This window comes from Enterococcus sp. DIV0170 (assembly GCF_051710765.1).
Classification (GTDB): domain Bacteria; phylum Bacillota; class Bacilli; order Lactobacillales; family Enterococcaceae; genus Enterococcus_A; species Enterococcus_A raffinosus.
Window position 1 is genome coordinate 1,187,382 of sequence record NZ_JBIOLG010000001.1, and the last position, 22,589, is coordinate 1,209,970.

At 38.2% G+C, this 22,589-nt stretch carries 28 protein-coding genes; 20 read left to right on the plus strand and 8 right to left on the minus strand.

Translation table 11 applies throughout. The features are described from left to right. Window positions 1-301 precede the first annotated feature (301 nt). The gene (locus IGI50_RS05700) at window positions 302-649 is read left to right on the plus strand and encodes a DUF1648 domain-containing protein (RefSeq protein ID WP_438776426.1); all 348 of its coding nucleotides are present in this window, start codon (window positions 302-304) and stop codon (window positions 647-649) included. 19 nt (window positions 650-668) lie between these two features. Here IGI50_RS05700 and IGI50_RS05705 read toward each other — a convergent pair whose 3' ends face one another. Next, complete coding sequence (locus tag IGI50_RS05705; RefSeq protein WP_438776427.1) at window positions 669-1,358, minus strand: lysostaphin resistance A-like protein; 690 nt, start codon at window positions 1,356-1,358, stop codon at window positions 669-671. Window positions 1,359-1,494: 136 nt separating this feature from the next. Between IGI50_RS05705 and IGI50_RS05710 the strand changes: the two genes are divergently transcribed. The 4 genes from IGI50_RS05710 (at window position 1,495) to IGI50_RS05725 (ending at window position 4,561) form a co-directional block, all read left to right on the plus strand. Next, window positions 1,495-1,710 carry a hypothetical protein gene (locus tag IGI50_RS05710; protein WP_438777571.1) on the plus strand — a complete coding sequence of 72 codons (216 nt, stop codon included), beginning with the start codon at window positions 1,495-1,497 and terminating at the stop codon, window positions 1,708-1,710. Further along, the gene (locus IGI50_RS05715) at window positions 1,697-2,641 is read left to right on the plus strand and encodes an SPFH domain-containing protein (RefSeq protein ID WP_010744460.1); all 945 of its coding nucleotides are present in this window, start codon (window positions 1,697-1,699) and stop codon (window positions 2,639-2,641) included. The genes IGI50_RS05710 and IGI50_RS05715 overlap by 14 nt, the downstream gene beginning before the upstream one ends. Before the next feature lie 182 nt (window positions 2,642-2,823). Continuing rightward, window positions 2,824-3,492 carry a DNA/RNA non-specific endonuclease gene (locus IGI50_RS05720; RefSeq protein ID WP_438776428.1) on the plus strand — a complete coding sequence of 223 codons (669 nt, stop codon included), beginning with the start codon at window positions 2,824-2,826 and terminating at the stop codon, window positions 3,490-3,492. A 427-nt stretch (window positions 3,493-3,919) separates the two neighbouring features. Further along, entirely contained in the window at window positions 3,920-4,561 is a 642-nt protein-coding gene (locus IGI50_RS05725) for a lactate utilization protein (RefSeq protein ID WP_438776429.1), read from the plus strand. A 74-nt stretch (window positions 4,562-4,635) separates the two neighbouring features. Here IGI50_RS05725 and clpP read toward each other — a convergent pair whose 3' ends face one another. After that, on the minus strand, window positions 4,636-5,229 hold the full coding sequence (gene clpP, locus IGI50_RS05730) for an ATP-dependent Clp endopeptidase proteolytic subunit ClpP (RefSeq protein ID WP_010744464.1): 594 nt from the start codon (window positions 5,227-5,229) through the stop codon (window positions 4,636-4,638). A 288-nt stretch (window positions 5,230-5,517) separates the two neighbouring features. Here clpP and IGI50_RS05735 point away from each other — a divergent pair, with 288 nt between their 5' ends. The 5 genes from IGI50_RS05735 (at window position 5,518) to IGI50_RS05755 (ending at window position 10,327) form a co-directional block, all read left to right on the plus strand. After that, window positions 5,518-6,033: a hypothetical protein gene (locus tag IGI50_RS05735; protein WP_010744465.1), complete on the plus strand. Its 516-nt coding sequence runs from the start codon at window positions 5,518-5,520 to the stop codon at window positions 6,031-6,033. Between the two features lie 61 nt (window positions 6,034-6,094). Further along, complete coding sequence (locus IGI50_RS05740) at window positions 6,095-6,829, plus strand: glycerophosphodiester phosphodiesterase (protein ID WP_218257051.1); 735 nt, start codon at window positions 6,095-6,097, stop codon at window positions 6,827-6,829. Next, window positions 6,826-7,755: a tRNA (adenosine(37)-N6)-dimethylallyltransferase MiaA gene (gene miaA / locus IGI50_RS05745; protein WP_438776430.1), complete on the plus strand. Its 930-nt coding sequence runs from the start codon at window positions 6,826-6,828 to the stop codon at window positions 7,753-7,755. The genes IGI50_RS05740 and miaA overlap by 4 nt, the downstream gene beginning before the upstream one ends. 90 nt (window positions 7,756-7,845) lie before the next feature. Further along, window positions 7,846-9,090 (plus strand): GTPase HflX, encoded by a 1,245-nt coding sequence (hflX, locus tag IGI50_RS05750; RefSeq protein ID WP_438776431.1) that lies wholly within the window; start codon window positions 7,846-7,848, stop codon window positions 9,088-9,090. Continuing rightward, window positions 9,074-10,327 carry an aminotransferase class I/II-fold pyridoxal phosphate-dependent enzyme gene (locus IGI50_RS05755; RefSeq protein ID WP_438776432.1) on the plus strand — a complete coding sequence of 418 codons (1,254 nt, stop codon included), beginning with the start codon at window positions 9,074-9,076 and terminating at the stop codon, window positions 10,325-10,327. Before hflX ends, IGI50_RS05755 begins: the two co-directional genes overlap by 17 nt. 37 nt (window positions 10,328-10,364) lie before the next feature. Here the strand turns inward: IGI50_RS05755 and IGI50_RS05760 are convergent, their stop codons facing one another. Further along, complete coding sequence (locus IGI50_RS05760; RefSeq protein ID WP_438776433.1) at window positions 10,365-10,538, minus strand: hypothetical protein; 174 nt, start codon at window positions 10,536-10,538, stop codon at window positions 10,365-10,367. A gap of 192 nt (window positions 10,539-10,730) precedes the next feature. Between IGI50_RS05760 and IGI50_RS05765 the strand changes: the two genes are divergently transcribed. Beyond that, on the plus strand, window positions 10,731-11,111 hold the full coding sequence (locus IGI50_RS05765; protein ID WP_010744471.1) for a MerR family transcriptional regulator: 381 nt from the start codon (window positions 10,731-10,733) through the stop codon (window positions 11,109-11,111). Between the two features lie 48 nt (window positions 11,112-11,159). Then, window positions 11,160-12,500 (plus strand): type I glutamate--ammonia ligase, encoded by a 1,341-nt coding sequence (gene glnA / locus IGI50_RS05770; protein ID WP_010744472.1) that lies wholly within the window; start codon window positions 11,160-11,162, stop codon window positions 12,498-12,500. 55 nt (window positions 12,501-12,555) lie between these two features. On the opposite strand, the gene IGI50_RS05775 is transcribed toward glnA, so the two are convergent. Beyond that, the gene (locus IGI50_RS05775) at window positions 12,556-13,398 is read right to left on the minus strand and encodes an ABC transporter permease (protein WP_218257055.1); all 843 of its coding nucleotides are present in this window, start codon (window positions 13,396-13,398) and stop codon (window positions 12,556-12,558) included. Further along, window positions 13,379-14,134: an ABC transporter ATP-binding protein gene (locus IGI50_RS05780; protein ID WP_218257056.1), complete on the minus strand. Its 756-nt coding sequence runs from the start codon at window positions 14,132-14,134 to the stop codon at window positions 13,379-13,381. The genes IGI50_RS05775 and IGI50_RS05780 overlap by 20 nt, the downstream gene beginning before the upstream one ends. 215 nt (window positions 14,135-14,349) lie before the next feature. Between IGI50_RS05780 and IGI50_RS05785 the strand changes: the two genes are divergently transcribed. Beyond that, window positions 14,350-15,084, plus strand: coding sequence for a class I SAM-dependent methyltransferase (locus IGI50_RS05785; protein ID WP_438776434.1), 735 nt, complete (start codon window positions 14,350-14,352; stop codon window positions 15,082-15,084). A gap of 59 nt (window positions 15,085-15,143) precedes the next feature. On the opposite strand, the gene IGI50_RS05790 is transcribed toward IGI50_RS05785, so the two are convergent. The 3 genes from IGI50_RS05790 to IGI50_RS05800 form a co-directional block, all read right to left on the minus strand. Continuing rightward, window positions 15,144-15,557 (minus strand): DUF3021 family protein, encoded by a 414-nt coding sequence (locus tag IGI50_RS05790; RefSeq protein WP_438776435.1) that lies wholly within the window; start codon window positions 15,555-15,557, stop codon window positions 15,144-15,146. Continuing rightward, the gene (locus tag IGI50_RS05795) at window positions 15,554-16,003 is read right to left on the minus strand and encodes a LytTR family DNA-binding domain-containing protein (protein WP_438776436.1); all 450 of its coding nucleotides are present in this window, start codon (window positions 16,001-16,003) and stop codon (window positions 15,554-15,556) included. Before IGI50_RS05795 ends, IGI50_RS05790 begins: the two co-directional genes overlap by 4 nt. Before the next feature lie 156 nt (window positions 16,004-16,159). Next, a complete protein-coding gene (locus tag IGI50_RS05800; protein WP_438776437.1) occupies window positions 16,160-16,627 on the minus strand; it encodes a TspO/MBR family protein in 468 nt (155 codons plus the stop codon). 251 nt (window positions 16,628-16,878) lie between these two features. Here IGI50_RS05800 and IGI50_RS05805 point away from each other — a divergent pair, with 251 nt between their 5' ends. From IGI50_RS05805 to IGI50_RS05835, 7 genes are all read left to right on the plus strand, one after another. Continuing rightward, the gene (locus IGI50_RS05805) at window positions 16,879-17,148 is read left to right on the plus strand and encodes an IreB family regulatory phosphoprotein (protein ID WP_010739601.1); all 270 of its coding nucleotides are present in this window, start codon (window positions 16,879-16,881) and stop codon (window positions 17,146-17,148) included. After that, window positions 17,145-17,573 (plus strand): Holliday junction resolvase RuvX, encoded by a 429-nt coding sequence (gene ruvX / locus IGI50_RS05810; RefSeq protein ID WP_010744479.1) that lies wholly within the window; start codon window positions 17,145-17,147, stop codon window positions 17,571-17,573. Before IGI50_RS05805 ends, ruvX begins: the two co-directional genes overlap by 4 nt. A 15-nt stretch (window positions 17,574-17,588) precedes the next feature. Then, the gene (locus tag IGI50_RS05815; RefSeq protein ID WP_218257062.1) at window positions 17,589-17,909 is read left to right on the plus strand and encodes a DUF1292 domain-containing protein; all 321 of its coding nucleotides are present in this window, start codon (window positions 17,589-17,591) and stop codon (window positions 17,907-17,909) included. A gap of 186 nt (window positions 17,910-18,095) precedes the next feature. Beyond that, complete coding sequence (locus tag IGI50_RS05820) at window positions 18,096-19,199, plus strand: alpha-hydroxy-acid oxidizing protein (RefSeq protein WP_438776438.1); 1,104 nt, start codon at window positions 18,096-18,098, stop codon at window positions 19,197-19,199. A 209-nt stretch (window positions 19,200-19,408) separates the two neighbouring features. Beyond that, window positions 19,409-20,245, plus strand: coding sequence for a transporter substrate-binding domain-containing protein (locus IGI50_RS05825; RefSeq protein WP_438776439.1), 837 nt, complete (start codon window positions 19,409-19,411; stop codon window positions 20,243-20,245). After that, the gene (locus IGI50_RS05830) at window positions 20,245-20,904 is read left to right on the plus strand and encodes an amino acid ABC transporter permease (RefSeq protein WP_438776440.1); all 660 of its coding nucleotides are present in this window, start codon (window positions 20,245-20,247) and stop codon (window positions 20,902-20,904) included. The genes IGI50_RS05825 and IGI50_RS05830 overlap by 1 nt, the downstream gene beginning before the upstream one ends. 212 nt (window positions 20,905-21,116) lie before the next feature. Beyond that, entirely contained in the window at window positions 21,117-22,574 is a 1,458-nt protein-coding gene (locus IGI50_RS05835) for an amidase (protein WP_438776441.1), read from the plus strand. The last annotated feature ends 15 nt before the right edge of the window (window positions 22,575-22,589 follow it).

Genomic DNA, 22,589 nt, shown 5'->3' on the forward strand with positions numbered 1-22,589 from the left:
TCCCCTTGCTATTCAATCAGTGATTGATGTATGCTAAGGGTGACGTGAGGGGAAACCTTCACTTAGGGTAATTTATCCTGATTAAACCAACGTTTGTGGCTGAGCGTTGGTTTTTTTGTGTAGCTTTGTAAGCGGATTATGCGAAAAAGTATATTTTTTAGAAATACAATAGAATCTGAAGTGCTTACTTTAATGAAGGAATTTGTTTGTATATAAAATCGCTTTTTTCTATTTGAGATTTTCTAGTGTTCTTATTTTGTGAGGCATATACTATGAGCTAACTATTAAAGGAGGAGAAACGATGATGTTTGAAAGAGGTTATCGTTGGATACGACGAATTAGTGTTCTATTTTCTGTAGCGCTTTATAGCTTAAGTCTTTTTTTCTATTCTCGTTTGCCTGCTAAAATTCCGATTCAGTTTGGTCTTGATGAGAAGGTGACTAACTGGGGAAGCAGAGGAACTGTTTTTCTTTTTCCGACCCTTTTACTGCTGATAGCAATCATCAGCAGTAGTAACTATAGTGACATGAAATATCCTGAACGAAGTATGGAAAATCGAGTGAGTAAAATAGCATTGTGTGGATCTTTGTTGTTAATTTGTGGTGTAGGCATTTACCTCTTTTTTCTCTATGCGCGAATGCTAGAATAGATAATCCCCAAAAAGCGGATTAAGTAGTGATTCCAAAAAGACTTAGGATGAAAAGTAAAAGAGCCGGCAGCATACCGTTCATGGTATTTATCATCCAATGGACCATAATGGATGACCAAATATTTTTTGACAATAAGTAGATTGCGCCTAAGTAAACACCTAATACCATGTAGGGAATCATGGCATATAAATTGCCGCTAAAATTGTTCCAGTGGACCAATCCAAATAAAATTCCTTGAACAAACAGCATCAGTATTTGGAGAATTGTGTTCTGGAATTTCCCTAATAATAAATAGCGAAAAGTTAGCTCTTCAGCAAAAGGCGCAATAAAGGGTGTAATGGCTGCTACCACCGTCCAAGAAGGATCAAGTTTCTGGGAAGTGTAGCGTGTGGAAGACCGAAGCTGAAGAAGCTCACTAGGGATCATTCCACGCACGACCCGAAGTAACCAAAATGCTCCGGCAACTAAAACAATACTAATGAGTAATTTTATAAAAAGTTTTTGTCGAAACAGGCGCCATTGTGCTTTTAAAAAATCATGAAATAAGTAAAGCATCATGACAAATCCTATTAAAAAAAGAACGGTCGAAGCAAGCAAAGCAAGTTTTGGATCTCTGTCTAAGTGAATGAGTGGAAAAAGAAAATCACCAATCAATAATTCTGCTGGGACGATTAGAAGTCCCAACCATTGTTTTTTATTCGTCTCCATCTTTTATGCCCCATTTCTTTTCCTAGTTTAAAAAAATTGAGGAATAGTGTAAAGCAATATGAAATAAGAAGCAGGTTCTTTGTGATTGATTTGGTATACTAGAAAAAAGGAGGGGGAGAGTGTAGTGGATTATCAGATGCAGAAAACGATGGGAAAATGTTTTCGCAGTAAGGGGGCAAGTATTAGTGGGCTCGTTCGAATCTTGGGTAGTTGGTATGATTATAAAGTAGTGAACGGTCCGCCTGAGCCGCAAGATATGTTGGAAGTTGTCGACTTTACTAGTCGAGAGTTGCTGGTCATCATTAATAATAATTTAGAAGAAAGTGATGTGAATTACATTGTTAATAGTTAATATTGTTTTATTAGTCCTTGCAATAGTAGTCCTTTTGTTTGTTATCAGTCAATTAGTCGTGATTGTACAGCAAGGAGAAGTTAAAGTTGTTGAGAGTTTTGGTAAGTATGTGAAGACCTTAGAACCAGGGTTACATTTTTTGATTCCGATTTTATACGTGGTTCGTCGTCGTGTTTCGTTGAAACAAACGCCGATTCAAATTGAACCACAAAGTGTGATCACCAGAGATAATGTTATTGTCGAAATCGATGAGGCGATTAAGTATCACGTGACAGATGCTAGAGCTTTTGTGTATGATAATGAAGATTCTGTCACGTCAATGATCCAAGACTGTCAGTCAAATTTAAGAGGCATTATCGGTAAGATGGAACTGAACGAAGTGTTGAATGGGACGGAAGAGATTAACGTAAATCTTTATGAAAGCGTGAAGGACATTACAGCTGGTTACGGGTTATCTATTGATCGGATTAATATTGGTGAGATTTCTGTTTCGAATGAAATCGTCAATTCGATGAATAAATTAATTACAGCTAGCAGGGATAAAGAATCGTTGATCACGATTTCTGAAGGGAAAAAGCAATCAGTGATCTTAGAATCTGAAGCAAAATCTTCTGAGATGCAGATTGATGCAGAAGCGCGGGCCAGACAAACAAAAATCGATGCAGATGCTAGAGCAGAACGTACTAGAATCGATGCTGCTGCAGAAGCAGATCGAATCGCTCGAATCACGGAAGCTGAAACTGCACGAATTAAGGAAATCAATAAAGCCATTGCTGAAAGCAATTTGACGGATGAAATGATTGCTTATCTAGGAATCGAGGCCTTCAAGCACGTTGTAGAAAATAATGGCAATACTGTGATTATGCCAAGTAATTTAACCGAGTTAGGAAATGTCCCAGCGATTAAGGAAATTTGGCAGCAAACAAAATAAATGGATCAGCGTGATGGGAAAAAATAGGCAGAAAATCTTCCAGACCACTCAACATATTAACTGTTACAAATTAGTATTGATGTAATTCGATAGTCAGTGGTTGAATGATAAACCTGTATTTAGATAGTAGGAGTTGAAGTACCATCACAGTAAAAAAACAAGTACCGAAAATTATTACTGCTGTGGTCGTTGCTTTAGCTGGGATTTACGGTGTTTATTCACAAGTAAGTCCTAGCAATGAAGCAAGAGATGCAGTGAAAGAGGTGTCCGTCAGTCATATTTCTGAGGTTCCAGAGTATGATGGGGAGCATCAAACTATTCAATTAAATAATAATCAACCCAATTTTTCTAACAGCGATCTTTCTTTGACGAAGGGAACATGGACGCAGTTTTCTGATTTAGATCAATTGAATCGCGTTGGTGTAGCGAATGGGATGTTAGGAAAAGAGTTGATGCCTCATCAAGAGCGGGAACGTTTATATGTAAAGCCGACTGGCTGGCATCAAAAATTTTATAATGATGAGCCCTTGTATAATCGAGCGCACTTGATTGCGTATCAATTTTCAGGCGAAAATAATAATCTAAAAAATTTAATGACTGGCACTGCATCAATGAATGATCCAGGCATGAATGATTATGAAATTAAAATCGGAAATTATATTCGCAAAACGAATCACCACGTTCGTTATCGGGTAACTCCATATTTCAAAGGGAATGAATTAGTCGCTCGTGGGGTCCAGATGGAAGCGCAAAGTATTGAAGACGGTCAGATTTCATTTAATCTCTTTATTTATAACGTTCAAGAAGGAATTACCATCGACTATCAAACCGGCTATTCACAAAAAGAATAAAATAAAAGTTTTACAAGTTCATTGTGGATTACCTATAAAGTGAACAGTTTGTCATTGAAATTCCTAGTAAGAAATCTGAAGAAGCCAGATGATCGGTTATTTAGCTAATCATCTGGTTTTTTGCTATCATTTTTCCCCCTTTATTGAGAGGTCACTTTTCATTTTTTAATTCATGAATAAAGGCATACAGGTTCATTTGAAGTAACTAATGAGCGAATTCTACAGGATATTAAAGGACTAATTGCTTTTAGAGAACAGCTGCACGCACCTAAAAAATGTTTTAGGTGTTTTTTTGGTTGCCAATCAGTCACAAATCATTGAAAATGAACAAGAAGAATTCAAGTAAAGATGGATTTCGTTGTTTTAGGTCTGGCTGAAAAAAATTTAGCAAGTAAAGCTTATAAATGAGGACTTAAGGAGAGTGGATATGGAGCAATATCAAAAAGATCGGTACGTAGCTGCCGCAGAAAGCTTAAGCAGGAAATTAGAACGAAGAAATTTTCAACCGATTATTTGTCAAAGTTTAAAAGAAGCCAGAGAAAAAGCATTAGAGAAAATCGCTCCCGATCAGTCGGTAGGTTTTGGAGGTTCTGTTACTGTAGAGCAATCGGAAATTATTGAGAAATTATATGAACGCGGTCAACGAATGATTGATCGAGAAAAAACAAAATCAGCAGAAGAACGGCATCAAGTAATGAAGCAGGCACTGCTGGCTGATTATTTTTTGACGAGTATTAACGGAATTACCGAGGATGGAGAATTAGTTAACGTAGATAGCGTAGGAAATCGTGTCGCTGCGTTAACCTATGGTCCAGACAATGTATTTGCATTTGTCAGTATGAAAAAAGTGTATGGTGATCTGAAGACGACTGTCGAAATGGTTAGGCGAAATACGGCACCATTAAATGCCCATCGTTTAGGCCTTGAAAAAACGCCATGTATCAAAAAAGGAACTTGTGGAGATTGTTTACAGGCAGAATGTATTTGCAATACCATCGCTATAACGAGACGATCAATGAAAAAAAATCGTATTGTGATTTTTTTGATTATTGAAGAGGTTGGGTTATAGGAAATTATTTTCGTATCAGCTAATAATCAATAGCCAAAATAAAAAAACCGAGGATATCCTCGGTTTTTAAACGTTTAGTTCAAAGCGCTGCTGTTTTCCATCACTTCATCAATTAAGCCGTATGCCTTTGCTTCTTCGGCTGTCATGAAGTTGTCGCGATCAGTATCACGTTCGATTACTTCGATCGGTTGACCAGTGCGTTCAGATAAAATGTTGTTTAAGCGTTCGCGCGTTTTCAAAATGTGACGTGCAGCAATTTCAATTTCTGTTGCTTGTCCTTGCGCGCCGCCTAGGGGTTGGTGAATCATAATTTCAGCGTTTGGTAAGGCGAAACGTTTCCCCTTAGCACCAGCTGTTAGCAAGAAACTTCCCATAGAAGCTGCCATCCCAAGGACGATTGTTTGGACATCGGCTTTAACAAAGTTCATCGTATCAAAAATCGCTAAGCCGGCAGAAACGCTACCGCCTGGAGAGTTGATGTAAAGATAGATATCTTTTTCAGAATCTTGGGCATCCAAGAAAAGTAATTGGGCGATGATAGTGTTCGCCATATCGTCGTTCACTTCTCCGCTCAACATAATGATGCGGTCTTTCAATAAACGAGAATAAATGTCGTAAGCACGTTCGCCACGAGATGATTGTTCAATAACTGTAGGAACTAAATTCATAGTGAATCCTCCTTAAAATAGTGTTCATAAATTATTTTAGCACAAACGAGGTTAGATTGCTAAAACTTAAAAAAAGTATACAACGTTGGTCAGTTTTGGTCAAATATTAGGCTTCGTTTTTTTAAACAGGTCAAACTATCCTCAAAACATCAAAATATGGTACTATTATTAACGATGATAACAGGATGTCAGATTGCCGCAACTTAAATGATTTCTGTGGGATGAAGGGCGTGTGAAAATCAATTTTTTTAGAAATAATTTCATAAGGATGAATTAGGAGGGAAAAACGTGGAAATCGCATTTATTGGACTAATCGGCGTGTTAATTGGAGCGGGCTTAACAGGCATCGCGGTTTACTTTGTGTTTAAGTATATTGACTTGCGTCATCGACGTGAAAGAGAATTGGAGCATCAGGTAAAGGAAATTGAAACCATTAATCTCTTAAATAAAAAAGTAAATGAAATTTTATCAAAACGAAATGTGTTAATGCAGGAGTATGTGACATTTAATTCATTCGATGATTGCTATATCACAATTGATGATTTCATCTATTTGAATTCCTTTACGGCGCAAAATAATTTCTATCTACCAAATTATTTAATTGAGGAATTTTTCAAAAATATTTCTCATCGAAAGGTTATTTTATCTCCGGAAGAAACGGTAAAAATCGGGGGATATACGTACAAAGGCGGACGGATTGTCATGGAAACTTTTTCTGAACAGCTTTTAGAAATATTAGATGAAAAGAAACAACAGTTGTCTCGTTCTACCAAACAACCTTTGCGCTATTTTAATGTACAATAGCAGCTTAGCAACACTCACAAACTTACGAGTTTTTTTATTGATGATGAACGAGGTGAAGTAAATGACAGTAATTATTGCTCATCGCGGGAGTGCAGGGACTCATCCGGAGAATACCTTGCCGGCGTTTATGGAGGCAGTACGAACGGGCGCAGATGGAATTGAACTTGACGTCCATTTAACAGCGGACCAGCAATTGGTCGTTATTCATGATGAAAGTGTTGACCGGACCACAGATGGTAAGGGATTCATTCGTGAGTTAACACTGGAAGAAATTAAGGCATTAGATGCTGGTAGTTGGTTTGACGAAAAATATCAAGCTACCAAGATATCCACGCTGCAGGAAGTTTTAAACCTCCTGCTCCAGATGCGGTTTCGTGGTTTCTTATGTATTGAGATAAAGACGAATAAATATCATTATCCAGGGATCGAAGAGAAAATATCAAACGTAATGACGAGTAAAGAATGGCCCTTCACCTATTGGTATACAAGCTTTAATATTGATTCATTGCGAATCATGCACGAGTATGAACCGGATGTTCAATATGACTTGATCCAGAAGAATGACTTAGAAAAATATCAACTCGTCTTGGATACAGATTTTATTGAAGGACTGCATCCAAGTTATGACTGGGTGAGACAGCATCCAGAGATTGTAAAAAACTTTGAAAAAGCGATTCGCCCATGGACACCAAATCTTTACGAAACAATGATGACCTGCTATGAGAACAACTTAGCTGGTATCATTACTGACTTTCCAGAAAAAGCGATTCGAACGAGAAGCAGGTTTAAGCAATGAAAGTAGTTGCAATTGTAGGACCTACCGCTGTAGGTAAAACGAGTTTAAGTATTGATTTAGCGAAACGCTTTAATGGAGAAATCATTAGTGGAGACTCTATGCAAGTATATCGTGGATTAGATATCGGTACCGCTAAAGTAACACCTGAGGAAATGGAGGGGGTTCCCCACCATTTAATCAATGTTCGAGAGTTAGATGAAAACTATTCTGTTGCTGACTTTCAAGTAGCAGCTAGGCAAACCATTCAAGAGATTACTGAACGTGGAAGACTCCCAATTGTCGTTGGCGGAACTGGGTTATATATTCAATCTTTATTATGGGATTACAAGCTTGGTAGTGAAGGTGAGCCGGAAGATGACACATTACGAAAAAGCTATGAGCATTTCGCTGAAAAAAATGGCAACCAAGCATTATGGGAGAGATTACAGGCAGTTGATTCATTGGCGGCTGAGAAGATTCATTTTAATAATCGAAAAAAAATGATCCGAGCGTTAGAAGTGTTTGAATTGACCGGTCATTCGATCCTTGAACCTAAGGAACAGCCTAAAAAACTTTATGATAGCTTTTTGATTGGTTTAAATACAGATCGCGCAATTTTGTATCAGCGAATTAACCACCGAGTGGATCTTATGGTTGAACAAGGATTGCTGGAAGAGGCTAAGAAACTTGCTGAAACACCGGATGTTCAGGCTGCTCAGGGAATAGGCTATAAGGAATTGTTTCCATATTTTGCTGGAGAAATGTCCTTAGAGGCAGCGCTCGAAGAGGTGAAATTACACTCGCGCCGCTATGCGAAGCGTCAATTAACATGGTTCCGTAATCGCATGTCGGTTCATTGGTTTGATTTGGTTCAGCAGCCGAAAGTGATTAATGACATTGAAGCGGAAATCACGAGATGGTTGGCAGAGGAGAATGATCAAAATTGATGGGTGAACAAATAAGACAGGTGCACAGCGTAAAACAATAGTATTCATTATGAAGCGGAAACGTTATTAATGAAATTAGGAGGAAATGGATTGTCAGAAAGAGTCATATTAGTCGGCGTCGAGACAGACGAAAGTAAATATAATTATTTAGAATCGATGCATGAGTTGGCCGGACTAACCAAGACGGCTCATGGCGAGATAGTTTTTTCATTAACACAAAAGCGCCCTCGAGTAGATCGTCAAACGATTATCGGAAAAGGGAAAGTAGAGGAATTGGCTCAGCTTGTCGATGCACACGAAGCTGATTTGGTGATATTTAACCATGCCCTCTCACCACGCCAAAGCCAAACTATTGAAGCTCAGGTGGGTGTTCCAGTGATTGATCGAATCCAATTGATATTGGATATCTTTGCGCAGCGTGCCCGCTCAAAAGAAGGAAAGCTGCAAGTAGAGCTTGCACAGTTGGATTACCTATTACCTAGGTTGGTTGGACAAGGTCAAAGCTTATCTCGACTTGGTGGTGGGATTGGTACCCGCGGTCCAGGTGAAACAAAATTGGAAACAGACCGACGTCATATCCGGCGTCGTATTTCAGCAATCAAAAAAGAATTGAAAGAAGTCGAGGCACACCGTGAGCGCAATCGTCAAAAACGGCAACAATCAAGTATTTTTCAAATGGGCTTGATTGGGTATACGAATGCTGGAAAATCAACGATTCTGAATTTATTAACGAATGTGGACACGTATTCTGAAGATCAGTTATTCGCGACATTAGATCCTTTGACTAAGCGATGGCATTTACCACAAGGGATGGAAACGACCATCACAGACACAGTTGGATTTATTCAGGATTTACCTACACAATTGGTTGATGCCTTTCAATCAACATTAGAGGAAAGCAAAGGGATGGATCTTTTGCTTCATATTGTAGATGCCAGTGCGGAGGATAGACAGCAGCAGGAAAAGACAGTAATTGAGTTGTTAAAGGAACTGGAAATGGACGACATTCCGATGCTAACTATCTATAACAAAGCTGATCGAATCGATGAATTCAGCTTTGCACCGACCTTGTTTCCAAGTGTTTTGATTTCTGCGAAAACAAATAAGGGAAAAGACCTTTTGGCAGAGGCCATCAAGCGAGAAATTATGAACTTGTTGGAGCCTTATTTAGTGACTTTAAATGCCGATGAAGGACAGGCTTTGAATGAGATGAAAAGGGAAACGCTTGTGTTGAGTGAGCGTTTTGATGAAGAAAAAGAACAATATATTGTACGGGGATTTGCTAAGAAAAAATCTCTTTGGATTAGGAGAATGGACGATGAATTGGACGACTAACCTAGCACCTGAGTTGGTTGAAATAATTGATCAGGTTGATCAAAAGATTGCAAAGCGGTTGCAGGAAATAAGAGAGGTTGCGTTATCAAATCAGGCGAAGGTATTGACTGCGTTTCGAGAAAACCATGTTTCGGAAAGTCATTTTTTACCCTCAACAGGCTATGGGAATGACGATCAGGGCAGGGATGTATTAGAAACAGTTTATGCTCAGACTTTCGGAGCAGAGGCTGCATTAGTACGACCTCAAATTGTTTCAGGAACACACGCCATTGCGACATCATTGTTTGGTGTGCTACGTCCAGGTGAAGATCTGCTTTATATTACTGGGACACCCTATGATACTTTGCTAGAAGTGATCGGAATACAAGGAAATGGTATTGGATCTTTCAAAGAATACAACATTGGTTACGATGAAGTGAATCTTTTGCCGGATGGAAACGTCGACTTTGATAAAATCAAGGAAAAGATAACAGATAAGACCAAAGTAGTGGCAATTCAAAGATCTCGTGGCTATGCGTCCCGACCTTCTTTTACGATTGAAAAAATCAAAGAAATGTGTGATTTTGTTAAATCGATTGCTCCAAACGTTGTTATTTTTGTAGATAATTGTTACGGTGAATTTGCAGAACTAATGGAGCCGACTCAAGTCGGGGCGGATTTGATGGCGGGCTCCTTAATCAAAAATCCCGGTGGGGGGATTGCCAAAACTGGCGGCTATATTGTTGGGAAACAAGAGTTGATTGAGCGATGTGCTTATCGCTTAACCACGCCTGGAGTTGGAGCGGAAGGTGGCGCGATGTTAGGGAGTGTCTTTGACATGCTGCAGGGCTTCTTCTTGGCACCTCATGTAGTAAGCCAAGCGATTCAAGGTGCGATTTTCTCTTCTGCTTTGTTGGCCGAGTACAATTTAGAATCTACACCCAAGTGGGATCAGCCGCGAACAGATTTGATTCAGTTGATCGACTTTCGAGATCGAGAGAAAATGATTCAGTTTTGTCAAGCGATTCAAAAATATTCTCCGATTGATGCGTATGTGGCCCCAATCCCATCTTACATGGCTGGCTATGAAGATGATATCATTATGGCAGCAGGAACCTTTATTCAAGGGGCAAGTATTGAACTCAGTGCGGACGGTCCATTGAGAGAACCTTATTCTCTCTATCTTCAGGGGGGCTTGACCTTTGAACATGTTAAAGTTGCGGTAGCAAACGCTGTAAATGAAGTTTATTATTCATAATAGTTAAAATCCGAAGTTGTTGAACTTCGGATTTTTTTTATCCTTTTTTTATTTCAAGCTGATTTTCGTGGAGGATTAATTGATAATCATGGTTGAAATACACAAGATAGGTACGATTCTCTTCATAAGAAGCTCTAACGACTCCAATCAACCCAGCCATTGGGTGAGGCCTTTTTAGTTCAACGGTTTGACCAATTTCAAATTTAAACAATCTTCCATCTTCCTGTCTTTTTTCTCCAGTATATCAATTTCTTTGAACCAATCTACCCTTGATACAATAAGCTTTCTTTGATAAAAACGAACGTTCGGAATTTATATGTAAGAAAATGTGACATAAAGACTTGACGATTGGTCTAACGGATGGTATCCTTTTTTCAACATCAAAAAACAAGGAGGAGATGTTATGCGGGAAAAAGAATTGCGTCGTTCACTTGCTGTTTTTCCAATTGGTACAGTTATGAAGTTGACGGATTTGACTGCGCGACAGATTCGGTACTATGAGGAGCAAGAACTGATCCATCCGGAACGAAGTGAAGGTAACCGTAGGATGTATTCTCTAAATGACATTGATGTATTGCTAGAAATCAAGGACTATCTATCCGATGGCCTAAATATGGCAGGAATCAAACGAGTCTATCAAATGCGTCAAGAAGAAGTGAAAGCGGCTAAAGAAAAACCGCCATTGACTGATAAGGATGTTCGCCGTATTTTTTATGACGAAATGTTGACACAAGGTGGATTCCAGCAACAAAATCCATATCAATCACAAGGTCCAAAGCTGTAGTGATTGTGGAATATAAAAAAATGAAGTGCGAGGAAGGGATTAGATATTATGCCGAAAAGAGATCTAAGTAAAGAGGATATTACAAGAATTGTCGAAGAAGAAAACGTCCGTTTTTTACGTCTGATGTTTACAGACATTATGGGGACTATCAAAAATGTTGAAGTACCAGTTAGCCAAATGGAAAAAGTCCTAGATAACAAAATGATGTTCGACGGTTCATCTATTGAAGGGTTTGTCCGTATTGAAGAAAGTGATATGTATCTATATCCAGATTTGTCTACTTGGATGATTTTCCCATGGGAAAGCGATCATGGCAAAGTAGGACGCTTAATCTGTGATATTTATAGTCCTGATGGTACACCGTTCCCAGGAGATCCTCGTGGAAACTTGAAACGTGTATTGAAGGGAATGGAAGAGTTCGGCTATACTTCATTCAACTTAGGACCAGAACCAGAATTCTTCTTATTCAAAATGGATGAAAATGGCGATCCAACATTAGACTTGAATGACAAGGGCGGATACTTTGATTTTGCACCAACTGATTTAGGTGAAAATTGTCGTCGCGATATCGTACTAGAACTTGAAAGCTTAGGCTTTGAAGTAGAAGCTTCGCATCATGAAGTTGCTCCTGGTCAGCATGAAATTGACTTCAAATACGCAAATGCGATTGAAGCATGCGATAACATTCAAACCTTCAAATTAGTTGTAAAAACAATTGCACGTAAACACGGCTTGCACGCAACGTTCATGCCTAAACCTCTTTACGGAATCAACGGTTCAGGAATGCATTGCAATATGTCACTGTTTAATGATGAAGGCAATGTGTTCTACGACGAAGATGGTCCAATGAAACTGAGCAAAACAGCTTATCAATTTTTAGCTGGTCTTTTGAAGCACGCGCGTGCATATACGGCAGTATGTAACCCGATCGTGAATTCTTACAAACGATTAGTTCCTGGTTTTGAAGCTCCTGTGTATGTAGCTTGGAGCGGACGCAATCGTTCTCCACTGATTCGTATTCCAGAATCTCGCGGTTTGTCTACACGTTTAGAATTACGCTCTGTGGATCCAGCAGCAAATCCATATTTGACTATGGCTGTTTTATTAGAAGCTGGTTTAGATGGTATCCGTAATGAATTGACACCACCAGCAGCAGTGGACCGCAACATTTATGTAATGACTGAAGAAGAGCGTAAAGAAGCTGAAATATATGATTTACCTTCTACAATTCATAATGCAATCAAAGCATTGCGTGAAGATCAAACGATGATCGATGCTCTAGGTAATCATATCTACACGAACTTCAATGAAGCAAAACGCATGGAATGGGCAGCCTTCCGTCAAACTGTTTCAGAGTGGGAACGTGATCAATACTTAGAACTTTACTAATCCTAACTCGTAGACCTCTTGAGGATTTCCTCAAGAGGTCTTTTAAATTAATAGTTTATCTCTTTACTTCTATCCGTTTGACGTTCCATAAGGCAATAGCTAAAAATATACAGCTTGAGATCACTAGAATAGCGATAGGAAGAATGATACTCTCTTGACCATTTAATAAAATTCCTAATTCTTCTTTAATTACTGTCGCAATTGGTTCATCTGCAGCAGTAAATACGTTTGCCGTTAAGATACGGCGGATTAATACGATGCCGCTAGTTAAAGGAAAATATTCTACTATTGTCTGCACATTGTCAGGCAGACTTCCTATCGGAACATAGCAACCGGTCAAAAAACCAATGAAAGGACCGATCACAGAAGTCATAGTGGAGAAGGTATCAATTCGTCTAAAAAAGCTCGCAATGAAAAACATAAAGGCTGAAGAACAAAAAACTGTCAATAAACTAACAATGAATAATAGGCCCAACTGTGGCAAAGTGAGAAAGTCACCATTCGAAAGAACCACAATGTAGATTTCTGCTACAAGAATCACGATAAAAGTAATCAACAGTGAAATCAAGAAGGTACTAAAAAAATAACCCAACATAATTTTACTTTTAGAAATCGGAGAGATCATAAAGTCAGTATAAACATTTCGCTCCTTGTCTCTAATCATTAGGCTGACTGAACCAAGAGTAGAACTTGCTGATGCAATACCGATCACACCAGCAAGCATCCAAGTGTCAATTACAAGTTTCGGATGCGAAAGGGCAGATAAGGAATCAACTAAACTGTCGCCTAGCAAGAAAACGTAAAGGATAATCATAATCAATGCTCCGATAAACGAACCAATCACCGCCTGTTTGTTTTTGAAAAATAGCAACAATCCTCTATATACTAATGCATTCATAATTCTCTCTCCCTTTTTCCATAATCGTCAAAAAGACATCCTCCAGTGTCAAGCACTGATAGTTTTTCTTCAAATTCTCTGGGGCGTCATACGCCATAATTTTCCCATTATCTAGCATCAAAATATTATCTGAATCTCGAGCCTCTTCCATGTAGTGAGTAGTTAATACAACGGTCATGTGATATTTTGATTTTAATTGATGAATCAATCGCCACATGTCTGATCGTGAACCAATGTCTAGTCCGGTAGTTGGTTCATCTAAGAACAATAATTTCGGTGTGTTAAGCAAAGCTCTTGCGATATCAACCTTTCTCTTTTCTCCGCCTGATAGAACACCATATCGTTTATTTAAGAGATGTTCGCCTTGGACATCCGCTAGTTTTTCTTTGGCTAATTGCTTGGCTTCTTTCCAATTATTAGTGTAAAAGTATGCCCGAATAAATAAGTTTTCTTTCACTGATAAATCTGGATCTAAGATACTGTTTTGGAAAACAACGGAGATCATTGATTTATGCTCAGTGGATTGTGTTTCTAAAGCTTTTCCTTCAAATAGAATTTCACCAGCATCTGCCTTGGCTAATCCTAGAATCAAAGAAATCAAAGTTGATTTTCCTGCCCCATTTGGACCTAAGACAGAAAACAACTCTCCTTCTTTTATTGAAAATGAAATATTATTTAAAACTTCTTGATGATTATAAGATTTAGCTAGGTTTGATATTGTTACGAGTTCATTCATTTTAGTTCCCTCTTTCTAGTTAATATTTCTCTCGTTGTTCTTCTTGATAAACCCACTATAAGCAACTTTTTTGGCTGAAACAATGGAATTTCTCTAAGTGGTTGTTAACTCGAACTAAGGTGAATGTTCCCCTATTTTTTTGCCGGTCTTCAATAAAAAATGCCTAGTAAAATCATTTTGATATAATGGAAGCAAAGACTTGTGAGGTGTGAAAGATGAAAGATAGATATCAACAATTCGCTTATGATTATGATGAGTTTGGCAGTATTGAGGAATATCTTGGCACAGAGAAGGAGTTTTTTCAATCCGTCTTTTCGAAAGAGAAAGTGGAAAGTGTGTTGGATTGCGCTTGTGGAACAGGCCAGCATCTTTATATGTTTTCAGAGATGGGCTTAGATGTCGCTGGATCGGATTACTCAGCATCTATGTTAGAGGTTGCTGTTAAAAATTTAAGTGAAAAAGGGATAGAGGTACCACTTAAACAATGTGATTTTAGGTATTTAGAGAAAGCGTATCAAAAGAAATTTGATGCAATCGTCTGCTTGACGACCTCTTTGCCTCACTTGCACACAGAAAAAGATCTGATTACTGCTCTAAAATCAATGAAAGCAAGGATGAAAGACGATGGGATACTTATTTTGACACAAGGGACGACACATCATAATTTAAGTTTGCCAGCAATTGAAGTAGTAGTGAATAAGCCAAATTTCTCTCGTGTATTTGTTAAGGAACAGGATGGAGCATTCCAAACCATCCATGTTTTAGATCTGTATCATTCGACAGAGCGTCTGGAAAGCAACCAATATGACATTGTATATAAGATAATTCTTGATGATGAGTACCGTCGACTGCTTAGTTTAGCTGGATATAAAGATGTACGAATATTTGGAGATTATGATCAAGCTCCTTATGATTTAGAGAGCAAGCGATTGATTGTCGTTGCGAGGTGAGCATGAAAAATGCCGATTGGCTATTCCAATCGGCAGAGAATTGTATTTTAGGTATTCGCTTAGCTATTTTGCTTCCTTTTTCGCTGAATTAGCTGGTTGATCTCGGCTGCTTCCTTCTTGTCATTACTGTAAATGAAAAATTTAATGAAAGCGTAAATTAATAGAGTGATCCCAAAATTTTGTATTAGTCCAATCATTCCTAAATTCCAACCATACCAAATATCGCCAATGATAATTTGTAGGAAAATCAATCCGATATAGAGCAGTTGATTTAAAATAATACGACGATTAGAGTAGGTTTCCTTGTCTTCAATAATGAAACGCAGCAATCCAGATATTAATGAGACGATCAGCATGTATTCTATGATCTCAAAGAGCGTTTGCTTATTGATTGCCAAGTTTACAAGGACTAGTAACGTAAAAATCATAGATGACAATCGAAAAACACTTTTGAAATAGTCGATTACTCTCATATCCGTTTCCTCATTCCTAAGGCTTTTTTTAATTCAGGAACATATTTTCTCGATACAGCAACGCGTTCATCGTTAACAAGAGTTGCTTCAAAGCGGCCACTCAAAGTAGGTGATACAGATTGAATGACTTCGATATTTAGTAACATTGATTTTCCGATTCGGATAAATTTGTGGGGCAAAAGCTCTTCCTCCAGCTGATAAAGCTTTTCAGCACTTTGGTAGACCTTGTCTTGCGTATAAATAAAGCTTTTCTTATCGACAACTTCTATATAAAAAACATTTGAGTATGGCACTTTGTAATGAGCACCATTTTCCTCACCAACTAAAAAAAGTTTTTCGTTCTTGAGAATAGAAAGCACATTTTGAAGGGATTTTGTTACTTCATGAACTTTAAAATTGGCTGTTTCTTCTTTTGATTTTTCAATAATCTCAACAATTGTCTTCAAAAGCGGCTCCTTTCCAATAGATTCCTGTCTAAAAGTATAGCAAGCGCTTTATGGAAAGGTCAAATCGGAGAGAAAAGAAGTGTCCTATTGACTGACGGAAAGAAAATGAAAAGATCAAAGCTAATAAAAAGACATCAGAGAGCTGATGTCTTTTGACTAGTTTAAAAACGCTAATCCAAATGAAAGGTAGGTAGCATAAATAATCCAAATAAGGTAAGGAACAAAACAAATCGCTGCTCCTGTAGAAATTCCTTGAAATTCACGAATGCTAAAAATGATACTAATTAGTAGAAACAAACTGATGAAAGAGGCGATCCAGAAATGTGAACCTCCAAAAAAAATGATACTCCAAATAAAGTTAAGTACTAATTGAATGCCAAAGAGAATATAAGAAAGAGTTTTGCTTTTTGCTTCCTTACTATCGATCACCAAGAATAATGCCAAACCAATTAGAGCATAAAGGATAATCCAAATCGTTCCTACGATGCTTCCTGGGGGTGCTAAAAATGGTTTATTTAGCTGAGCGTAGATTGCAGGGATATCGCCAGCAAAGAAACCAGAGATTGATCCAATTAATTCTACACCAATGATACAGGCAAGTAATTTAAAAAATCTATTGGACATAGTAGAGCCTCCTTTGTTTTTTTAAGCAAGAAATGTATTTAGTAAAACAAGTTATAATTTCAGTATAACGAGCATTATCCTTAAAAGAAAAAAAGATGCTTATAAAAAAAGACATACACTAGAGGAAAGCATGTTATAATAATTTGGAAGATTTTCTAAAGCCAATAGATTGGCAACTTGCAAAGTTTGTAAGTTTTGTCTTCTTTTAGTAGAATATAATTGTTGATAATTCCAAGGAGAGGTGTGAGAAAATGGGATACACAGATGAAACAGTCCGTTTTGATTTTGATGATAATCGTAAGAAAGAAATTAGTGAAACGTTAACGATTGTCTACAATGCTTTAGCTGAAAAAGGCTACAACCCGATTAACCAAATCGTCGGCTATTTATTATCAGGAGATCCTGCGTATATTCCTCGTTATCAAGATGCACGAAACTTGATTCGTCGTCATGAGCGCGATGAAGTCATGGAAGTTTTGGTAAAATACTATCTAAAAGATCACGGTATTGATATTCGATGAGAATAATGGGACTAGATGTCGGCTCTAAAACTGTTGGAATTGCGGTAAGCGATCCATTTGGCTGGACGGCTCAAGGAGTCGAAATCATCCGTATTGATGAGGAGCAAGGGGAGTTTGGCTTTGATCGTTTACGCGAGCTTGCCAAGGAATATCAGGTTACTAAATTTGTAGTAGGACTCCCTAAAAATATGAACAATTCAATTGGTCCACGTGCAGAAGCTTCTATGGCCTATGCTGAAAAAATCAAAGAACTTTTTGATTTACCAGTTGAGTTTCAAGATGAACGACTGACGACAGTGCAAGCTGAACGGATGTTAGTCGAACAAGCGGACGTGTCGCGTTCGAAAAGAAAAAAAGTTATCGATAAACTTGCAGCGGTGATGATCTTACAAAATTATCTTGACCGTACCGGCAATAAACTTTAGAAAAGAGGAATAGATATGGCACACGAACATACACATGACCACGATCACGAGCATGATCATGACCACGAACACGAAGTAATTACTTTAGTTGACGATGAAGGAAATGAAACGTTATACGAAATTCTTTTGACAATTGATGGACAAGAAGAATTTAATCGCAATTATGTATTACTTTATCCCGCAGGAGCACCTGAAGACGAAGATGTTGAATTGCAGGCTTACGCTTATGTTGAAAATGAAGACGGTAGCGAAGGCGAATTGCAGCAAATCGAAACAGATGCTGAATGGGATATGATTGAAGAAGTTTTCAATACCTTCATGACCGAAGAAGAATAAAATGAATTAAGAAGAATCCTTTTTTAGGGTTCTTTTTTTGTTTCCACTGGAATAAAACGTCAATAGGAAAGAATATTTTTATAGATTACTACTAAAAATAATCGATAAACAGATCATTTGTCACTAATTAAGTAGAAGGGTAACATTGGATTTGTAAACGTTATCAAATCGAAGGTGGGGATTTAGATGGAAAAGATTTATCAGGCGAGCACTGCAGAAGGTGCCATCGATTTTATTAATATGTTTGACCTGGAAGAAGCTGCAAAAGAGGTTATCCCTAGAGGCGGGTATGGATATATCAGCAGTGGTGCAGGGGATATCTTTACGTATCAGGAAAATGAAAAGGCTTTTAATCATAAATTGATTATTCCGCATGTATTAAGAGACGTGGAATTACCTAATACGAAGACAACGTTTGATAATGTTGAGTTAGCAGCACCGATAATTATGGCTCCTGTTGCAGCTCATGGATTGGCTAATGTTTCCGCAGAAAACGCTTCTGCAAAGGGTGTTGCTCGCTTTGGTACAATTTATACAGCAAGTTCTTATGCTTCCTGTACGTTAGAGGAGATACGACAAGCTGGAGGAAAGGAAGCACCTCAATGGTTTCAATTCTATATGAGTAAAGACGATGGGATAAATCGTGATATCTTAGATATGGCAAAAAGAAATGGCGCTAAGGCGATCGTTCTGACTGCGGATGCTACCGTGGGAGGAAATCGTGAAACAGATCGGAGAAATGGCTTCACTTTCCCTTTAGCAATGCCAATTGTTCAAGCGTATCAATCAGGAATCGGACAAACCATGGATGCTGTATATGGTTCATCAAAACAAAAACTTAGCGCGAAAGATGTAGAATTTATCGCCCAGAATTCTAAACTTCCTGTCTATGTAAAAGGCGTTCAGTCAGAAGAAGATGTAGAACGTTCACTTGGATCAGGTGCTTCTGGCATTTGGGTCTCAAATCATGGAGGTCGGCAGCTTGATGGAGGTCCGGCATCCTTTGATTCCTTGCAGTACGTAGCTAAAGCTGTGGCAGGCAGAGCTCCGATTGTTTTTGATAGCGGCATTCGTCGCGGCCAGCATGTTTTCAAGGCGCTGGCATCTGGCGCTGATTTGGTTGCGATAGGTCGTCCTGTCATTTATGGTTTAGCACTTGGTGGCTCCGTTGGTGTGCAACAAGTCTTTGATTTTTTCAAGAAGGAATTGGAGATGGTGATGCAATTGGCAGGAACACAAACAATAGAGGGCATACGGAAGATAGAATTAAGAGAAAATAGATATGTATAAAAGCTTTTAAACGAAGACAAGTTGAGAACTAGTTATTCTTAAAAATAAATCTAGTTATTTTAGGGGGGTGTCTTATCACACATTGAAATTGATCATATCTGTATTACATCCTGTTTTTCATAGGCAACTTTCTATTAACATGTGTTTTTTATATGCTATAAGTAAAGAAGCAATAAAAAAATATGTTTAAAGGAATGGGTGAAAGAGCATTGAAGAAATGGATGATAGGTGTGACACTTATTGCCGCAGGTTTTATTTTGACTGCATGCGGAAATGGTCAAGCAAAAGAGGATGCGAGTTGGGAAAAAGTTGAGGACAAAAAAGAGATCGTTGTGGCGACTTCGGGAACACTATTTCCGTCATCCTATTACGATGGTAAGAACAATTTAGTTGGTTATGATGTAGATGTTGCAAAAGCGATAGCGAAAAAACTAGATTTGAAAATTCAATTCAAGGAATATAATGTCGATGGACAAGTTACCGCAGTTAATCGAGGGGAAGCCGACTTTGCTGCCAATGACTTTGGCATGTCAAAAGAGCGTTCGGAAAAATTCTCTCTTTCATCCCCGATCAAATATTCTTTTGATAGCATGATCGTTAGGAAAAGCGATGACTCAGGCATTCACTCTTTAGATGATTTAAAAGGGAAAAAGGCTGCAGGCGAACCGAATACTAGCTATATGAAAATTGCGGAAAAATATGGTGCAAAAGCAGTTACTTACGACAATGCTACGAATGATCAATATTTAACGGATGTGGCAAACGGCCGGACAGATGTGATCTTAAATGACTACTATCTGCAAAAAATGTCCGTAGCAGCGTTACCTGATATCCCCGTAAAAATTTTAGAAGATGTCTACTTCAATGCAAATACAACTGGTTTTCTTTTCAAAAAAGAAAATAAGATGTTAAAAACTAAAATTGATCATGTGTTGAAGGATTTAAAAGAAGATGGGACTTTAACAAAAATAGCTGAACAGTACTTTGGAACAGATGTTTCAGTAAAACCGAAACAAGAAGTAACAGAAAAGGTTTCACCAGATTAATGTACATCCCTACAATTGATATCAATTTAATGATAGAATCTATTCCATTTATAGTAAGCGGATTAGGCTACACGTTAGGGATTAGTGTGGCAGCCTTTCTGCTTGGGAATTTTCTTGGAATAATTGTAACTATTTTAGGGTTTATATCTTGGAAACCCCTTCAGCTTTTTGTACGTTTTTACTTGTCTTTCTTGCGTGGAACACCAGCATTGGTTTTACTGTTTTTATTGTACTTTGGTTTGCCTTACCAATTAAATGCAGTGGCCGCGGCAATTATTTGTTTTAGCTTGACCAGTAGTGCGTTTATCGGTGAAATCTATCGTGGCTCAATTGCAGGCGTAAATAAAGGTCAATGGGATGCTGCGAATGCTTTGGGAAATCGTTTTTTTCCAACGATGCGCTACATTATTCTACCTCAAGCGATGAGAATTTCTATTCCGGCTTTAAGTAACGTTGCGATGGATCTAGTAAAGGGGACTTCCTTAGCTGCTATGATCACCGTACCAGACATCTTTCAAAAAGCTAAAATCGTAGGGGGACGAACATTCGATTATTTATCTATGTATATTTTAGTAGCAATTATATATTGGTTGCTTTGTATTATTGTTGGCAATATTCAGAAACGTTTGGAAATTCATTTTCAAAGAAAATATATATGATAAAGTAAGAACTCACAAAACAATGTGGGTTCTTATTTAGTCTAAGTTTCAATCAGCGGTGATGACTTTCTAACGAAACCATCATCTGCAAGTGTTAATATAGAATGATTGAATTCAGTGGTTTATTCATCTACCTATTTCTAAGAATCAGCTGCTAGTATTATCCAAAAAAATTTGTGATAATAAATAAAACATAAAACGAGGTGTCGCTAATGAAAGATGGTTTATATTGGGCAGAATTGCTGCGAAAAAAAGAAATAAGCTTTCAAGAATTATTAATGAAATTTGAAGAAAGGGTTCTTAAGCAAAATTCAGCTCTAAATGCTTTTGTAACGATAATGGACCAAGAGGCACTTAAAGAATATGAAAAACTAGATAATATTTTGGACCGTCCATTTGCTGGTCTACCGATCCCATTAAAAATGTTGGGGCAAGAAAAGAAAGGGTGGCTAAGCACATCAGGTTCTAAGTTATTACGAGAACATCATGCAAGTCATAGTAGTAATTTTACTAATCAATTGGTAGCAAATGGCTTGATCCCTTTTGCCCAAACAAATACACCTGAATTTGGATTTAAAAATATTACAGATGCTCAAATTTATGGTTCTGCCAAAAATCCATGGAATCTTGACTATTATTCTGGCGGTTCTAGTGGAGGTGCAGCTAGTGCTGTGGCTTCAGGGATTGTTCCGATTGCAGGAGCAAGCGACGGCGGCGGTTCCATCCGAATCCCTGCTTCGTTTTGCGGATTGATTGGGTTAAAGCCTACTCGAGGAGTGATGCCAGTTGGTCCAAGCGGATGGCGTGGCTGGCAAGGTGCGGCAATCGATTTTGCATTAACTGTTTCAATGCGTGATACGGAGAAACTCTTCTATGGAATGCGCAGTATCCATAGTGCAGCACCCTATCAGGCTCCTAAAAGAGCTTGGCAACATTTTCAAGCAGCACATGGAAAGAAACTGCGAATAGCAGTCATTATTGATTCTCCAATCGATTCGCCAGTTTCTGATGAAGCAATCAAAGCAGTGGAGCAAGCACGGGATTTCTTATCGGAAAAGGGACATCAAGTAGAAATGATTTCGTATCCAGTAAATGGAAATGAGATAATCACCAGTTATTACTTAATGAACGGTGCAGAAACTGCGGCGATGTTTTCAGGGATCGAAAAAGGCATGAAACGACCGGTTGAAAAGAATGATATGGAATTGATGACGTGGGGAATTTATCAATATGGCAAAAAAATTCCAGCTAGTCATTTTGTAAATGCCTTGAATCAATGGGATTACGCTGCTTTTAAAATGGAAGAATTATTTACGAAATATGATCTGCTCTTGACCCCAACGACTGCGGAGACCGCGCCTAAGTTGAGTGATCATTTAGTAAGCGATGAGGTTCGGGATGCACTTGAAGCAGCAGCTACGCTAACGGAGTCGGAACTTCTTCATTTAATTGATCGCATGTTCGAGAAAAGTTTACAAATTACACCTTATACTCAGTTAGCAAATTTAACAGGTCAACCGGCAATTAGTTTACCGACGCATGTGACCTCAGAAGGCTTACCCCTAGGTATTCAATTCACGGCTGCGCGGGGACGGGAAGATTTATTGCTGCAGGTTGGAAAAGTATTCGAAGTAGAATATGGATTTAAATTACCAGAGTATTATCAATAAAAATATAGTTAGTCA

What these genes read in the sequence shown, in the direction of transcription:
- IGI50_RS05755 (WP_438776432.1), top strand. Translation starts at nt 9,074, where the DNA reads ATGAATTGGACGACTAACCTAGCACCTGAGTTGGTTGAAATAATTGAT.
- miaA (WP_438776430.1), top strand. Translation starts at nt 6,826, where the DNA reads ATGAAAGTAGTTGCAATTGTAGGACCTACCGCTGTAGGTAAAACGAGT.
- IGI50_RS05780 (WP_218257056.1), bottom strand. Translation starts at nt 14,134, where the DNA reads ATGAATGAACTCGTAACAATATCAAACCTAGCTAAATCTTATAATCAT.
- IGI50_RS05785 (WP_438776434.1), top strand. Translation starts at nt 14,350, where the DNA reads ATGAAAGATAGATATCAACAATTCGCTTATGATTATGATGAGTTTGGC.
- IGI50_RS05805 (WP_010739601.1), top strand. Translation starts at nt 16,879, where the DNA reads ATGGGATACACAGATGAAACAGTCCGTTTTGATTTTGATGATAATCGT.
- IGI50_RS05725 (WP_438776429.1), top strand. Translation starts at nt 3,920, where the DNA reads ATGGAGCAATATCAAAAAGATCGGTACGTAGCTGCCGCAGAAAGCTTA.
- IGI50_RS05815 (WP_218257062.1), top strand. Translation starts at nt 17,589, where the DNA reads ATGGCACACGAACATACACATGACCACGATCACGAGCATGATCATGAC.
- IGI50_RS05830 (WP_438776440.1), top strand. Translation starts at nt 20,245, where the DNA reads ATGTACATCCCTACAATTGATATCAATTTAATGATAGAATCTATTCCA.
- IGI50_RS05775 (WP_218257055.1), bottom strand. Translation starts at nt 13,398, where the DNA reads ATGAATGCATTAGTATATAGAGGATTGTTGCTATTTTTCAAAAACAAA.
- IGI50_RS05700 (WP_438776426.1), top strand. Translation starts at nt 302, where the DNA reads ATGATGTTTGAAAGAGGTTATCGTTGGATACGACGAATTAGTGTTCTA.
- glnA (WP_010744472.1), top strand. Translation starts at nt 11,160, where the DNA reads ATGCCGAAAAGAGATCTAAGTAAAGAGGATATTACAAGAATTGTCGAA.
- IGI50_RS05705 (WP_438776427.1), bottom strand. Translation starts at nt 1,358, where the DNA reads ATGGAGACGAATAAAAAACAATGGTTGGGACTTCTAATCGTCCCAGCA.
- IGI50_RS05835 (WP_438776441.1), top strand. Translation starts at nt 21,117, where the DNA reads ATGAAAGATGGTTTATATTGGGCAGAATTGCTGCGAAAAAAAGAAATA.
- IGI50_RS05820 (WP_438776438.1), top strand. Translation starts at nt 18,096, where the DNA reads ATGGAAAAGATTTATCAGGCGAGCACTGCAGAAGGTGCCATCGATTTT.
- IGI50_RS05740 (WP_218257051.1), top strand. Translation starts at nt 6,095, where the DNA reads ATGACAGTAATTATTGCTCATCGCGGGAGTGCAGGGACTCATCCGGAG.
- IGI50_RS05765 (WP_010744471.1), top strand. Translation starts at nt 10,731, where the DNA reads ATGCGGGAAAAAGAATTGCGTCGTTCACTTGCTGTTTTTCCAATTGGT.
- IGI50_RS05790 (WP_438776435.1), bottom strand. Translation starts at nt 15,557, where the DNA reads ATGAGAGTAATCGACTATTTCAAAAGTGTTTTTCGATTGTCATCTATG.
- clpP (WP_010744464.1), bottom strand. Translation starts at nt 5,229, where the DNA reads ATGAATTTAGTTCCTACAGTTATTGAACAATCATCTCGTGGCGAACGT.
- IGI50_RS05710 (WP_438777571.1), top strand. Translation starts at nt 1,495, where the DNA reads ATGCAGAAAACGATGGGAAAATGTTTTCGCAGTAAGGGGGCAAGTATT.
- IGI50_RS05800 (WP_438776437.1), bottom strand. Translation starts at nt 16,627, where the DNA reads ATGTCCAATAGATTTTTTAAATTACTTGCCTGTATCATTGGTGTAGAA.
- ruvX (WP_010744479.1), top strand. Translation starts at nt 17,145, where the DNA reads ATGAGAATAATGGGACTAGATGTCGGCTCTAAAACTGTTGGAATTGCG.